Source organism: Limosilactobacillus kribbianus (assembly GCF_026413145.1).
In the GTDB taxonomy this organism is placed as follows: Bacteria; Bacillota; Bacilli; order Lactobacillales; family Lactobacillaceae; genus Limosilactobacillus; species Limosilactobacillus kribbianus.
In genome coordinates this window covers 1-13102 of sequence record NZ_JAOVYZ010000053.1, presented here as the reverse complement: position 1 = coordinate 13102, position 13102 = coordinate 1, and the positions used below count along the sequence as shown (strand labels likewise).

The 13102-nt window shown below is 52.9% G+C and carries 13 protein-coding genes and 2 riboswitches; of the genes, 2 read left to right on the top strand and 11 right to left on the bottom strand.

The features are described from left to right. Positions 1–572 precede the first annotated feature (572 nt). Positions 573–1067, bottom strand: a complete 495-nt coding sequence (locus tag OCT58_RS08960; protein WP_267202522.1) for a prolyl-tRNA synthetase associated domain-containing protein — start codon at positions 1065–1067, stop codon at positions 573–575. A 271-nt stretch (positions 1068–1338) separates the two neighbouring features. Between OCT58_RS08960 and OCT58_RS08955 the strand changes: the two genes are divergently transcribed. Next, positions 1339–3033: a plasmid pRiA4b ORF-3 family protein gene (locus OCT58_RS08955; RefSeq protein WP_267202521.1), complete on the top strand. Its 1695-nt coding sequence runs from the start codon at positions 1339–1341 to the stop codon at positions 3031–3033. A gap of 71 nt (positions 3034–3104) precedes the next feature. Here the strand turns inward: OCT58_RS08955 and eno are convergent, their stop codons facing one another. From eno to OCT58_RS08915, 8 genes are all read right to left on the bottom strand, one after another. Beyond that, complete coding sequence (gene eno / locus OCT58_RS08950; RefSeq protein ID WP_267202520.1) at positions 3105–4388, bottom strand: phosphopyruvate hydratase; 1284 nt, start codon at positions 4386–4388, stop codon at positions 3105–3107. A gap of 55 nt (positions 4389–4443) precedes the next feature. Beyond that, a riboswitch (Fluoride riboswitch) is annotated at positions 4444–4510 on the bottom strand. 29 nt (positions 4511–4539) lie between these two features. After that, on the bottom strand, positions 4540–6795 hold the full coding sequence (locus OCT58_RS08945) for an HAD-IC family P-type ATPase (RefSeq protein ID WP_267202519.1): 2256 nt from the start codon (positions 6793–6795) through the stop codon (positions 4540–4542). Positions 6796–6856: 61 nt separating this feature from the next. Beyond that, positions 6857–6919: riboswitch (Fluoride riboswitch) on the bottom strand. A 94-nt stretch (positions 6920–7013) separates the two neighbouring features. Further along, positions 7014–7259, bottom strand: coding sequence for a hypothetical protein (locus tag OCT58_RS08940; protein ID WP_267202518.1), 246 nt, complete (start codon positions 7257–7259; stop codon positions 7014–7016). Then, positions 7256–7810 carry a sugar O-acetyltransferase gene (locus OCT58_RS08935; protein WP_267202517.1) on the bottom strand — a complete coding sequence of 185 codons (555 nt, stop codon included), beginning with the start codon at positions 7808–7810 and terminating at the stop codon, positions 7256–7258. The genes OCT58_RS08940 and OCT58_RS08935 overlap by 4 nt, the downstream gene beginning before the upstream one ends. A 58-nt stretch (positions 7811–7868) precedes the next feature. Continuing rightward, a complete protein-coding gene (locus OCT58_RS08930) occupies positions 7869–8735 on the bottom strand; it encodes an aldo/keto reductase (protein ID WP_267202516.1) in 867 nt (288 codons plus the stop codon). A 12-nt stretch (positions 8736–8747) separates the two neighbouring features. Beyond that, on the bottom strand, positions 8748–9641 hold the full coding sequence (locus tag OCT58_RS08925) for an aldo/keto reductase (RefSeq protein ID WP_267202515.1): 894 nt from the start codon (positions 9639–9641) through the stop codon (positions 8748–8750). A gap of 158 nt (positions 9642–9799) precedes the next feature. Beyond that, positions 9800–10279, bottom strand: a complete 480-nt coding sequence (locus tag OCT58_RS08920) for a flavodoxin (protein ID WP_267202514.1) — start codon at positions 10277–10279, stop codon at positions 9800–9802. 18 nt (positions 10280–10297) lie between these two features. Beyond that, complete coding sequence (locus tag OCT58_RS08915) at positions 10298–11038, bottom strand: SDR family oxidoreductase (RefSeq protein WP_267202513.1); 741 nt, start codon at positions 11036–11038, stop codon at positions 10298–10300. A gap of 138 nt (positions 11039–11176) precedes the next feature. Between OCT58_RS08915 and OCT58_RS08910 the strand changes: the two genes are divergently transcribed. Next, on the top strand, positions 11177–12055 hold the full coding sequence (locus OCT58_RS08910) for a LysR family transcriptional regulator (protein ID WP_267202512.1): 879 nt from the start codon (positions 11177–11179) through the stop codon (positions 12053–12055). A 70-nt stretch (positions 12056–12125) separates the two neighbouring features. On the opposite strand, the gene OCT58_RS08905 is transcribed toward OCT58_RS08910, so the two are convergent. Both OCT58_RS08905 and OCT58_RS08900 read right to left on the bottom strand, forming a co-directional pair. Beyond that, positions 12126–12701, bottom strand: coding sequence for an ATPase (locus tag OCT58_RS08905; protein ID WP_267202511.1), 576 nt, complete (start codon positions 12699–12701; stop codon positions 12126–12128). After that, positions 12702–12881 (bottom strand): hypothetical protein, encoded by a 180-nt coding sequence (locus tag OCT58_RS08900; protein ID WP_267202510.1) that lies wholly within the window; start codon positions 12879–12881, stop codon positions 12702–12704. Between the last annotated feature and the right edge of the window lie 221 nt (positions 12882–13102).

Here is a 13102-nt window from a genome sequence, read left to right as displayed (position 1 = left end):
CGTCAATGGATATCTATCGTAAGGCCTTCTACCAAGAGATATCACAGCTCCATCAACCAATAATCAATTGGTCAGTATTATTTATTTGAGTCCAGTGGCTAACTTATTCTTGAAATTTAGGAATTAATTCAAGTCATGATATAATGTATTTGAAAGAAATAGTTAAGGTGCATTCGTACTTCAACCACAAAAGCCCCCCGCTATGGCAGTAGCGAGAGGCTTTTTTATTGTGGGCGAATTGCCGTTCGATTACCGGATTAATGCTTCTTGTGGTTGTTCAGCCACCAACCAAACCAGGTTACAAGCAATGCATTAACCAGCTGAAAGAAATAGTCATCAAGGCGCAACGTTCACACCCCCTTCCCACATGTCCAAAGGGTGACGAACGACTTTGTAATTATACATAGTCAAATGATCAGCCTATTGATAATAGCTAAGGTTCTCACTAACACTAACAAGTACTTCCCAACTTTTAAAATTGATTCTGAAAAAAATAAACCCGCTCAAAATTTTAAATAAAATTCCGAACGAGCTTCTTATTGGAAGGGCCTTATGTACCGGCCCTGCTTATTTTAGAGATCAATGATTTCCGGTTCAAAGTCAATTGCCTTCAAGAACTTCATCAGGTCCGGCGTCTTGATGAAGAGCGTGTGGGTGTTTTCGTTCGGGTGGAAGGTCTGGATCGGCTCGTCGACAATGTCCTTGTCAATGTAGACCGTCACGTTGTGGTCCTCATTGTTGAGCAGGCCGAACGGCGACACCACCCCCGGCTCCAGGCCGAGCTGCTCTTCCAGGGCGGCCGGCTGGGCCATCGAGACCCGCTTGGCTCCGGTCAGGTCCTGAAACTCACGGAAGTCCATCCGCTTCTTGTCGTCCATGATCACCATGTAGTACTTTTTCTTCTTCCCCTTGAGAAACATCGTCTTGGTCCGCACGCCCTCGTGTCCGGCGATGTATTCGTCGGCCTCTTCCGTCGTGTGAGCGGCCGGGTGATCAACCACGTAATAGTCGTCAATCCCCAGCTTCTTCAGTGCGTCCTTGACCTGTTGGTAGGTACCCTTTGCCATCTTGATCACTCCTTGTTAAAGCGTTTTCTTGCTTATCACCATTATAAGGCGTGCGCGGCGAAATGAACACAGGCGGGCAATGCGATTTTTTTACGCTTAAATTGGAGAAAGCGCGCTTTGCGGACACGACAAATCTGTAAATTTATGCAAGTCTGCGTAAATCGGCAAATTTATCGGGTGTTGTTTTCGGTAAAACGCAATTTTCGCCCAGCGATCCCGTATAATGTAAGTCAAGAACGCACCTTTGAATTAATGAACGAGGAGCAAATCCATGACAACTATTTACTATGGCAATGATCTTACGAAAAAATTAGGCAAGAAGCAAACGCAACCAGCTGAGCCGCAACCATTTTCGACCTGGTTCGTCACCCCGCTGACGATTAGCCAGAAGCCGTACTACCTGCACGTCGAGGCGGTGACTGGTTTCCCAGTCGTCACGAAGGCACTGACGCCGAAGCAGTTTGCGCGGGTATTTCATAAGACCATCGACCGGATCGATTATTTGACCGATGATCAAAAATTTCAAATTGAATCCCTGACGACTGAAAAACTTGCTTACAGTTATACTCCCGCCGCCACCAACCTAATGTTGACAAAGTACCTGCATCACGCTGCCCAGCACCCAGAAGAACTTGAAGAGGAATTGACGAAAACTAGGGGGCTGCCCCGTCAAGACAGTCTGTCTCAGCTCTCCTTCAAAGTCTTGCAGTCGTTGGGAGTTAAGCAGGAAATCTTACTCTCGCGAAAACTAATCAAGTTTGCCAACAGCAAATTCGCAGATAAGCCGGGTAAGCCGAAGCCAACCGTCAAGTACGTGACCACTGCGTCCCAATTTGACGATCCGCGCAAATGGGAAAAGTACGAGTGGCAACCGGTTGAGCAGCACCCGAAAATTGTTCAGCAAATTCAGCACAATAATCTTCGAGCAATCGCCCAATATGTTGACACGCTGCCATCGTCCTATCGCTTGCCGCCTGAACTGGTGATAGATTTTCTCAATGACTTTCTCAATCGCTACCTCTTCATTGAGTGGATCATTCTCCCAACTACTAGCCTCGCGGAAGCTAACGCCTACTACTACAGTTCCATGACAGCCCAACCAGATAATTATGAAATGTATACAGAAATGCTGACCGGTTTCTTCCGTTTCCTCAGCAAGACTGGCATTGTTCGGAAAAGCGATAGCCAGCGGGTCAGTTCCTATATCAAACATACTAGTAAAAAATTCCTCGGCTATAGCAGTCAACGCGAACAAATGACGTATACACTCAAGCAGCTGTCCTCATTAATCGAAAATAATCCAGATGCTGTCCAATCGGCAATCGAGCAAATGCAAAATGGTGACGAGCCGGACCTAACCGACTTCTTTGACCAATCGGCCCGGTCCACTAAGACATCTTCGGCCCCAAGCAACCAGACCTACGAATTGCGCGCCAAGCTAAAAGACTTTCACCCTTCAACCTGGCGGCGATTTATCATCAGCGGTGATGCGAGCCTGGCCGACCTTGAGGAGGCAATCATCATCATGTTCCACGGTCAGTTTGAGCATCTCTACGACCTACGAAATGAGCGCACCAACGAAGTCTTTGAACTGCCCGAAGCAATGGACGAGATGTTCTCACCATTTGCCAATGCGGATTTTAAAGATGCCACTATGACCAACGTTTCCTCATTAAAGCTCGACGACCAACTGCTCTTCACCTACGACTTTGGCGACAGCTGGGAGTTTACGGTCCACGTGCGCAAAATTACCAACGAACCTGGACCTGCAACAGCCCAAGTCCTTTCTGGAAAAGGCTACGGCATCATCGAAGACATCGGTGGTGTTTGGGCTCTCCAAGAATACTATGACGACTATAAGGCCGGCCACGTCGATCCGGATCTGAAGGAATGGATGGGCGAGCCGCTGATCGATCTCACCCAGTTCGACAAAAATGAAATCAACGATCTACTGCGTGGAGAATAACGGTTCCCACGAAAACAGGCACCTTGAGCCGAAACAGCTCGCGGTGCCTGTTTTTTTAGCAAGTTAAGTCATCAATCCAAATCAACATCGTTGGGGAAATATGCCAGCCGGCTGCTATCGGCGCCCAGTTCCTCTTCAATCCGCAAAAGCTGGTTGTACTTGGCAACCCGTTCGGACCGGGCCGGTGCCCCCGCCTTCAGTTCCGCCGCGTTGGTGGCCACCGTAAAGTCGGCGACAAAGGTATCGGCCGTTTCGCCCGACCGGTGGGACATCATCGTCGTGTAGCCGTTCTTCCGGGCCAGGCGAATCGTTTCCAGCGTTTCCGTCACGGTCCCGATCTGGTTGAGCTTGATCAAAATAGCATTGCCCAGGCCGCCCTTAATCGCCTTGCGGACCAGCTCCGGATTGGTGCAGACCGGATCATCCGCCACGATCTGGACCCGCTTCCCGTAACGCTTCGTAAACTTCTCAAAGTTTGTCCAGTCGTCCTCGGAGTATGGGTCCTCGATCGAAATGATCTCCGGGTAGCGATCCAGCAGCTGACCATAGTAATCGCCCAGTTCATCCGGCGTGTAGGAGTGGCCCTCCAGGTTGTATTTGCCGCTGTCCTTGTCATAGAAGTAGGATGCCGCCGCGTCAAAGGCGATTGCGATCTCCTCACCCGGCTGATAACCAGCGGCGATGATTGCCTTGCGCAGCAGCTGGAAGGCCTCTTCGGAGTTCTTCAGGTTCGGCGCGAAGCCACCCTCGTCCCCCAGGGCGGTCGAATGCCCCTCCTTGTCCAGCAGCTGCTTCAGCGTGTGGTAAGTGTCGACGATCTTTTCAAAACCTTCGCGGAAGTTCTGCCGCTTGACCGGCGTGATCATAAATTCCTGGAAGTCAATGTCGTTGTTGGCGTGTTCCCCACCGTTAATAACGTTGTGGAAGGTCTGCGGCAGCTCCAGATCGGTCCCGCCTAAATACCGGTACAAAGGCACGTGCTGGTAGTTGGCGGCTGCCCGGGCCGTGGCCATCGAAACACCGAGGATTGCATTGGCTCCCAGCCGCCCCTTGTTTGGCGTGCCGTCCAGCCGGATCATCGTCGCGTCGACGTGACCCTGGTTCATCGGATCGAGGCCGTGCAATGCCTGGTTAATTTCCGTATTAACGTTGTTGACCGCCTTGAGAACACCCTTGCCGGCGAGTCGCTCACCCCCGTCGCGCAATTCGACCGCTTCCAGTTCACCAGTCGAGGCACCGGAAGGAACCGCCGCCCGGCCAAGCGTCCCGTCGCTTAGGATGACGTCCACTTCCACCGTCGGGTTGCCCCGGGAATCAAAAACCTCGCGTGCTTTAACTGAATCAATATAAACCATCTAAAAAACCTCCTTCAGATTTCTCTCTGGAGGAGGTTTTGACGCTGCCTCCATTCCAGAGACAGGCGTCATCATTCGATTTTCATCGACGGTTAACCGCGGACACCATCACGTAAATTTCAGTTTTATTGTATTCCTGTTCGCTCAAATATCAAGCCTGATTTTGTTTATTTTCTGTCACTTGATAGAATTTTACCTTTAAAACGTCAAGCAAACTTCCAGCTACCAGGACAAGCACCGCCAGAACAAGGATCGGTTCCGGCCGGAGCGGGGCAAGCCCCCAACCCCCAAGAGCCAAGGCAACCGTCAATAAGAGGTTCAACCCAATCGTCAGCCTGACCGCCCGGCTCGGCCGACTCTTAAACCAAGCGCCCGTCGTCCGTGACAGACAGATTGTCAGCATGGCGCTGAAGATCAGGTAGACGTAAATAATCGTGCTCGTCGTCCCGGTACCATAGCGGGCCCGGGTCCAGATCAAAATGCCGAGGCCCAGAATGGTCCAGCCGGCGGTCAGGATGGCGGACAGCTGAGCGAGCCGCGCCCGGGTCCAATTTTCTGGATGCCATTTTGATTCCGTCCGGTCGGTGCCGAGAACTATCGTCACCAGATCATTCAGGATTGCCAACAAGACCAGACCGTTCGTGCTGACCGGACTAAAGCCATAGTAGCAGAAGCCGAGGGTCAGAATAATCGTCAGTTCGGCCGTCCGGGCCAGCTTGGTAATCGTCCAGGTCATCATCCGTTGGTAGACCCGGTGACCACTTTCAATCACTTCCGCCAATTCACCGATTCCGGCCTTGCTCAGAATGACCCCCGCCGATTGTTTGGTCACCGGCAGGGCATTGGCGGTCGCGACCCCCACCTGGGCCTGGCTGATCGCCGGGGCATCATTCATCCCGTCGCCAATCATTCCCACCGTCGCGCCGCGGTGTTGAAAGGCCTTGACGATCGCCAGCTTATCCTCGGGCAGCACGTTGGCCACCCCGCCAACTTGGCTCAGGTCACCAGTTAGCTCCGTAGGGTGGACAATTTTGCCTGCCAAGCCAACCGTTTGGGCAACCGCCCGCGCCGTCGCCAGGTCATCCCCCGTCAGCATGATGACGCGAATGCCCTGCCCCTGCAGTCGCTTAATTACCGCACGGCTGTCCTTGCGCAGCGGATCGGCCAGGGCAAATAACGCCAGGGGCTGGTCATTGAGTGTCAGGGCGAGCAGGCGGTGGCCACGGGCCAGTTTTTCCTCGCTTGGGTCCCAGTCCGGGATCAGGGGCCGGGGCGAACCGAGGCGGACAGTGCCGAAGTCGGCAACCGTCGCTCCTGAGGCCTTCTGCTGAAAATCAAAGGGCACGATCTCATGCCGCTCCAGCCGTTCCAAGTGCCGGTCATGCAGTAAAGCCTGGAGCGCCTGGTCAATCAGGCTGGGATTTTCCCGGTTGGTCGCGGCCTCCGCCAGCTGAATCAATTGATCTTCCGAATACCGACTCCGGTTGTGGATTGCCACCACCCGGGTCTGATCAACCGTCAGCGTTCCCGTCTTGTCCACCAGCAGAACGTTCAACTTGGCGGCCTCCTGAATGCTGCTCAGCTCATTGACGAGGATCCCCTTGTGGCCAAGGACACCCGCCTCAATCGAGTTGGCGACGCTAAAGCTGGCCGGCATCGCGATCGGGATCGTCGCAATAATCAAGAGGGCGACCAGCGGCAGGGTGATCGTCAGGCTTTCATGCCGGAGCGCCGCGGCCACCACCAGAACAACCACCAGCACGGCGTCAACGATTGCCAAGTCCTTGATGATCTGCGAAAGAAGCTGCTGCAGCTGCCCCTGGTGCGGGTGCTGATTGATCAGCGAAACCGTCTTGCCCGAGCGGGAATTTTTCCCGGTCCAGGTGACAAGCAGCCGGGCCGTCCCGGACTGAACCAACGCGCCGGAAAGCACCACCGTGCCCTGGGAACGGGTGATTTCAGCGGATTCACCGCTAACCTGCCGCTCGTTGACCCGGATTGTTCCCGCAATGATTTGGGCATCCGCGGGTACCAACTCGCCCTGCTTGAGCGCAATCAGGTCACCGGGCACCAGCTTGCTGGCGGAAATCGTTTGCCAGCGATCATCGCGACGAACCCGCACCGTTGGAATGAGCTGCTGGTTCAGTCCCCGCAGCGACCGGGCCGTCCGCATTTTGTTGGCGGCCCCATTGATTGCAGCAAAGAGCAGGAGGGCGACGATAAAGAGCGCCTGCACCGTTTTGCCCATCAGAAACTCAATTGCCAGCGCGCCTTCCAGGAGCCAGGCATTTAGTCCCCACAACCGGCTGGTAATTTCTCGCACCCAGCTCGGTTGAGGAAGCGGGACCTCGTTTGCCCCCATTTCTTTCAATCGGCGCGCCGCTTCTTGGCTGCTCAATCCTGTCATAATAAAAAGCCTCCCTTGGATTTTGTCCTCAGGAGGCAAAAAATAACACCTACCTCCCGAGCGGAAAGTAGGTGTTATCAGCCATTTATGGCGGTTAGATGCGAACACCATCACATGTCGATTTGTTATGATCACAGCTTACACTAAGTCGCAACGGGTGTCAATGTGCGGCAGCACTGGAATCGTTTTGCAAGGCCCCTGGCGCTAACCTTTCGTCATTACTTCCATCCGTACTTTTTGAATTTTTCCTTTATTTGCTTTTCATTTAATAAAGTACCGGTAAAGCTTTCTTCAATCAGGCGTCGGTCATGGGACTGTTGCTCCGCTGCTGTTAAAGTACGTTTCTTTGGTAGTTTCTCCATGCCACCATCCCCCTTTCCTTCAATCATATCATACCAATCAAAAAGGCCGAGCATTCGCCCAGGCTTCAACCTATCAATCTTTAATTTCCAGCAATTGCTCATCCCTGCTTAATCCGTTCCGGATGCGGAATCTTTTTAATCACGCGTGCCGGCACACCCGCAACCACGGTATTGGCTGGCACGTCCTTGGTAACGACGGCGCCCGCACCAACGACCGCGTTCTCGCCGATCGTCACCCCGGCCAGGATGGAGACGCCGGCACCGATCCAGGCGTTGTTTTTGACCGTGATGGGCGCACACAGCAGCTTTTCGCGATCGTAGAGATCATGGTTGTTGGCTAGAAACTGGCAGTTCGCCGCGACCTTGACGTTGTCCTCGATCGTCACCTGGGCGGCGGACATGATCGTCGTGTTGTAGTTGAGGTGCGTGTTGCGGCCGATCTTGACCAGGCTGCCGTTGAGGACGTGGAGCGGGGGCATGAAGCTGGCGTCAGCGGCGACGTTGCCGTGGAACAGCTTCTTCAGTAATTCGCACTGTTCTGGCGCGGTTGGGTCGGTCGTGTTGATCTGAAAACAGAGCCGAGCGCTGCGCTGGATTTCCGGCGCCAGCTTAGTGCGGTCCGTCCGCATATTGACGATAGTATACTTGCTCATTTTGTTTTCCCCTTTCTAGCAAAAAACACCGGGCCGCTGCCCAGTGTTAACTACCGATTTAGTCGTTGGCGTGAATGTCAAAGGCGTTCAGCAGGAGCTGGCCCATCCCCGGCGTGTCCGGGTCGTGCTGGCCCTTGCCGTGGTCGAGCTTGCGGATGGCATCCATCTCGTCGGAGGTCAGTTCGAAGTCAAAGATCTCGGCGTTTGACTTGATCCGTGCTTCGTGAACGGACTTCGGGAAGACGGTGACCCCTTCCTGATGTTCGAAGCGCAGGATGACCTGGCCGACGTCCTTGCCGTACTTCTTGGCAAGTGCGTTCAGGACTGGTTCGGCGAAGAGGTCCTTGTTGCCTTCGCCCAGCGGTGCCCAAGCTTCCAGGGCCACGTGCGCGTCAGCCAAGATCTGGCGCAGTTCCTTTTGCTGGAAGTAGGGGTTGAATTCAACCTGATTGACCGCTGGCATCGTGTCAAAGCTCGGCACGAACTTCTTCCAGAGTTTTGGCGTCATGTTGGAAACCCCAATCGAGCGGATCTTGCCGGCCTTTTGTGCTTCCTCCAGGGCCCGCCAAGCCTCGTCAACCTTGCCGTATGGCTGGTGCAGCAGGTAGAGGTCCATGTAGTCCAGCCCCAGCTTTTCCAGGGAAGTGTCGATGGCCTTCTTGGCGTCCTCATAGGCGTAATCTTGCAGCCAGAGCTTGGAGGTTACCCAGATCTGGTCACGCGGAATCCCGCTGTCCTTGATCGCCTTGCCGACTTCCTGCTCGTTGAAGTAGGCCGCGGCCGTGTCAATATGGCGGTAGCCCAGTTTCAGCGCATTGGCCACCGCGTCGTAGGTGGAGCCGTCCGCCGGGATCTGGTAGGTCCCGAAGCCAAAGGACGGGATTTCGTTGCCATCATTGAGTTTGAAAGTTGGAATAGTTGTCATCGTGCATTCCTCCTAGAGATTGTTCTGTTCGTCGTCTTGCACCTGCTTGAGGCTGGAGCCAAAGATCCGTTCGATCGTGACCGGATCGTGGTGGTCGAAGAACTGACTGACGTTCTTGTCCAGGCCGGCCATCGTCTTCATGTCATCATCGGAGAGTTCAAAGTCAAAGACGTCGATGTTTTCGGCCATCCGGTTCTGGTGGACGGACTTCGGAATCACCGTGATGCCGCGTTGCAGCAGCCAGCGCAGGATGACCTGACCGTTGGACTTGCCGTACTTGTCGGCAATTGCGGCGACCGTTTCGTTCGTGAAGATGCCGTCCTTGCCTTCCGCAAACGGTGCCCAGGCTTCCGGCCGAATGCCCTCGCTCTGCATGAACTTCACTTCGTTTTCACGCTGGAACCACGGGTTGAGCTCGATCTGGTTAACCGCGGGCTTAACCGGTTCGGTCAGTTCCAGGTCCTTTAGTTGGTCCGGCCAGAAGTTGGAAACCCCGATGGCACGGATCTTACCTGCCTTCTGCGCTTCCTCCAGGGCCCGCCAAGCACCCATCGTGTCACCGTATGGCTGGTGCAGCAGGTAGAGATCCATGTAGTCTAAGCCCAGCTTTTCCAGGGAAGTGTCGATCCCCTTCTTAGCACGCTCGTAGTTGAAGTCGGATACCCAGAGCTTGGAAGTCACAAAGATGTCTTCCCGCTTGACAGAACTCTTGGCGATCGCCGCTCCAACTGCCTCCTCGTTTTGGTATGCGGCGGCGGTATCGATCAGGCGGTAGCCGGTATTTAAGGCATCGGTGACGGCCTGTTCGGCTTGGGTCAGGTCCGGCACCTGGAAGACCCCGAAGCCCAGGGTTGGCATTTCTACTCCATTATTGAGTTTAACTGTTGGTACGTTTACGTCTGACATAGCACTTGCTCCCTTCTGTTTCTTCATTTATTTGCTGACTCTATGATAACGTCCGGCCCGCCGTTTGAAAATTACTAGATGAGCATGCTAGTATGCGTTAGATGTATACTAATCCGATAAAAAATACCCGGTCCGCTGACCCGGCATTTTCACCGTCCTTAGTCAATTTTCTCCAGCCAATCATCAAGGGCCCGGTTGAGTTGCTGACGATCGTTCAGCGTTCCCATGGTTAGTTCCAAAAGGCCGTAAACCTGGCCATTGTGTAGCTGCGCTTTCAGATCACCGAGGTAGTTCTCGTCGTGATCATAGAAGGTCACCCACGAGTAGACTGGTTTCCCTGCAAAATCGGCCTGCTTGAGGAAGGACTGGAGCGGATTAGCCAGCGTAAAGCCCCAGGATGGGCCACCAAACAGGATTCGCCGGTACTTGCTCATGGCGGGAACCCCCGTCTTCAGCGCCGGCAGCTTCCCCTCCTCACGTTCCTCTTTGGCAACGTCCCAGGCTGTCCACATGTTTTTGTCATAAGCCTTCACCGGTTGGACTTCAAACAGGTCGGCACCCGTCTTTTGGGCCAGCAATTTTGCTACACGTTGGTTGTAACCCGTGCTGGAATAGTAAATAATCAGGGTATCCGCCATTGGCCTTTCCTCCTTTTCTTACATTGACTGCAGGGTTGGCCGAACGATCATCTCGGAAACAGACATGTTGTCCTTCGTAGCGATCGCAAACTCAACTGCCTGGGCGATCTGGTCGGCGGTCAGGCCGTCAACCTGTCCCCAGTAGTCAGTGTTGACCTTCCGCGTTTCTGGATCACTGATGTGGCTAGTCAATTCACTTTGGGTGGCACCCGGCGTGATAATCGTCGTCTTAATGTGGTTGGCCGCTTCTTCCATCCGCAGGCCGTCCATAATAATCCGGGTGGCGTACTTGGTGCCGGAGTAGACGGCCATCCCCGGCGCAACCATGTGCCCGGCAACGGAATCCGTCGTGATGATGTGGCCCTGACCCTGGTTCTTCATGATCGGCAGAGCGGCTGCGATCCCGTTCAGCGGGCCCATGATGTTAATGTTTACCATGTTCTGCCATTCGTCCCGGTGACCCTCACTTAGGTTGGACAACGGCATGATCCCGGCGTTGTTGTAGAGAACGTCAAGGCGGCCAAACTTATCGACGGCGGTTTGGACAGCAGCCTTAACCTCCTTAAAGTTCGTCACGTCGGCCTTAACAGGAACTACCTGTCCAGTAGCAAATTCAGCGGCAATTTCGTTTAAGCGGTCCAACCGCCGTGCCGCGATCACCAGTTTGGCTCCGTCCTTAGCCAAACGCCGCGCGGTCGCTGCCCCAATTCCCGAAGAAGCGCCCATAATTACAACAACCTTGTTTGATAAATCCGTCATTTCAATCACCTTTCAAATTTTGCTTTTGCATTGCTCTTTCAACAGTTTTAATTCTAGGTGATGGCAAGATAAATGTACAACAGTTATAATATATCAATAGCAATGACTAAAAGTGATGGGTAACGGGAGGAAAAACAAATGGAACTGCGTGTCTTAAACTACTTTGTCGCCATCGTCAACCAGCACGGGATCACCCGGGCCGCCAACCACCTGCATATTTCGCAGTCGACTCTTTCACGCCAGATCCAGGACCTTGAAGGCGAGCTGGGCACCCAGCTCTTCATCCGGGGTCCCCGCCACATTTCGCTGACCGAGGATGGCTACTTTCTCTACAACCGGGCCCAGGAAATTCTGGCACTGTCCAAGACGACCGAGGACTACCTCATCCAGGGCAAGACTCTGGCTGGCCAGCTCAACGTCGGTGCCGGTGAGAACCAGGCCAACCAGTACCTATTGCCAAGTTTCAAGCGGTTGATCGATGCCGGCAACGGGATCCGGATCAACTACGAAAGCCTCAATGCCGATCAAATTCTCGAGGGCATCGACCGCGGCAGCTTGGACTTCGGGGTGGTTTCCACAAACGAGAGTCTCAGCGATTACAATACGCTGACCCTACCGTTTGAGGATCACTGGGGCGTGGCCTTCCCCGCAGACCATCCCTTTGACCAGCGCAATGAGATCATCGCCGCGGACCTGCGCGGCAAGCACCTGATCATTCCACGTCAGCTCGACTCCAGTTCCCAGTTGCTCTCCTACCTCGACGAATACGTCGATGACTACCAGGTCGTGGCCACGTACGACATGCACTACAACATGCGCGCCATGGTTAAGGCGGGGCTGGGACTGGCATTGACCTTCGACAAGCCGCTCTACCAGTCCGGCAGCATCCACTTCCGCCGGCTCCAATACCTCCAGCCGATCCGCTCGGTCCTGATTTGGCGCAAAGATCACCAGATGACCCGACTCGGCAGCGCCTTTATTAAGGAAGTGCAAGAGAGCATCAAAGAAGACGATTAAACTTAAAATTCCCGCTAAACCGAGGACGAGCGCATCATTACGTTGGTCGCCGATTTAACGGGACTTTGTTTTATCTTAATGTAATTCCGTTGAGCCAATTAAAGCCTTCAGTATTATCAGTTATCACTCGGGACCCTTCCCGTGAAAAAACAAGAACGGCATGGGATGTACTATTATCGTAAATATTAGCCTCATCAAAGTACTTAGCTAATTGATTCAATCTTATTAGTGAAATCTTGTAGCGACGCCGAATTAATTCCTCTGGCACGCCATGACCACCCTTTGCGACCCGCTGCTGAACTCGTGAGACGGCAATATCAGGATTCGCTAAACCAACATAATATAAACTAACTTGGTAGCCCAATTTGTGTGCTTCATCGATCCGCCGTTTATAAGCTTTAAAGCTCGATGCAAGAGTAGTTTCCTGATTGATCGAGTCGCCATTTTGAAAAGCCTGATCTAATTTTAAAACGGCCTTTCGCATTGCCTTAAAGTTATCTCCTTCTTTTCGCCAGTTGCCTTGAAAAGCACGTAAAATTTCATCGGCATTAATTCTTACTGTGTTGCGAAATAAGTCCGCCGATGTTTGATAAATCGTACTTTTCCCGGCACCATTTACCCCGGCAAAAATGATGTATTGTTTCATTTAAATCACAAACTTTTTCTTTGCAACGATCTTTTTTTGCACTTCTCCCAAACGCAGGTTGTACAAATCCACCAAAAACTCCCGCTTGTCGGGATCCTTTTCCATCATTGCTTTTCGACGAATTTCTTCCGGCTCTAGAGACGAGACAAATTTATACGTAGCTTCAAGTTTCTTGTCCATTTGATAGCGCCCCTTTCTTTATTTAATTCTATCATAATCAGTCGCGCACACTCTCAGTCAACTCCCCGTCATCAATCAGTGCTACCGATTCAATTCTCCCTCGTATTCTATAAATATATCCTTTCGGATTTTGCTACTATACAACTTGTTTTCTGGTCACCGCATGATAACCTCTAATTATCATTGGCTTTGGTCAACTGGTATAGGTTAAATTCTCCTGT

What these genes read in the sequence shown, in the direction of transcription:
- OCT58_RS08960 (WP_267202522.1), bottom strand. Translation starts at nt 1,067, where the DNA reads ATGGCAAAGGGTACCTACCAACAGGTCAAGGACGCACTGAAGAAGCTG.
- OCT58_RS08955 (WP_267202521.1), top strand. Translation starts at nt 1,339, where the DNA reads ATGACAACTATTTACTATGGCAATGATCTTACGAAAAAATTAGGCAAG.
- eno (WP_267202520.1), bottom strand. Translation starts at nt 4,388, where the DNA reads ATGGTTTATATTGATTCAGTTAAAGCACGCGAGGTTTTTGATTCCCGG.
- OCT58_RS08945 (WP_267202519.1), bottom strand. Translation starts at nt 6,795, where the DNA reads ATGACAGGATTGAGCAGCCAAGAAGCGGCGCGCCGATTGAAAGAAATG.
- OCT58_RS08940 (WP_267202518.1), bottom strand. Translation starts at nt 7,259, where the DNA reads ATGAGCAATTGCTGGAAATTAAAGATTGATAGGTTGAAGCCTGGGCGA.
- OCT58_RS08935 (WP_267202517.1), bottom strand. Translation starts at nt 7,810, where the DNA reads ATGAGCAAGTATACTATCGTCAATATGCGGACGGACCGCACTAAGCTG.
- OCT58_RS08930 (WP_267202516.1), bottom strand. Translation starts at nt 8,735, where the DNA reads ATGACAACTATTCCAACTTTCAAACTCAATGATGGCAACGAAATCCCG.
- OCT58_RS08925 (WP_267202515.1), bottom strand. Translation starts at nt 9,641, where the DNA reads ATGTCAGACGTAAACGTACCAACAGTTAAACTCAATAATGGAGTAGAA.
- OCT58_RS08920 (WP_267202514.1), bottom strand. Translation starts at nt 10,279, where the DNA reads ATGGCGGATACCCTGATTATTTACTATTCCAGCACGGGTTACAACCAA.
- OCT58_RS08915 (WP_267202513.1), bottom strand. Translation starts at nt 11,038, where the DNA reads ATGACGGATTTATCAAACAAGGTTGTTGTAATTATGGGCGCTTCTTCG.
- OCT58_RS08910 (WP_267202512.1), top strand. Translation starts at nt 11,177, where the DNA reads ATGGAACTGCGTGTCTTAAACTACTTTGTCGCCATCGTCAACCAGCAC.
- OCT58_RS08905 (WP_267202511.1), bottom strand. Translation starts at nt 12,701, where the DNA reads ATGAAACAATACATCATTTTTGCCGGGGTAAATGGTGCCGGGAAAAGT.
- OCT58_RS08900 (WP_267202510.1), bottom strand. Translation starts at nt 12,881, where the DNA reads ATGGACAAGAAACTTGAAGCTACGTATAAATTTGTCTCGTCTCTAGAG.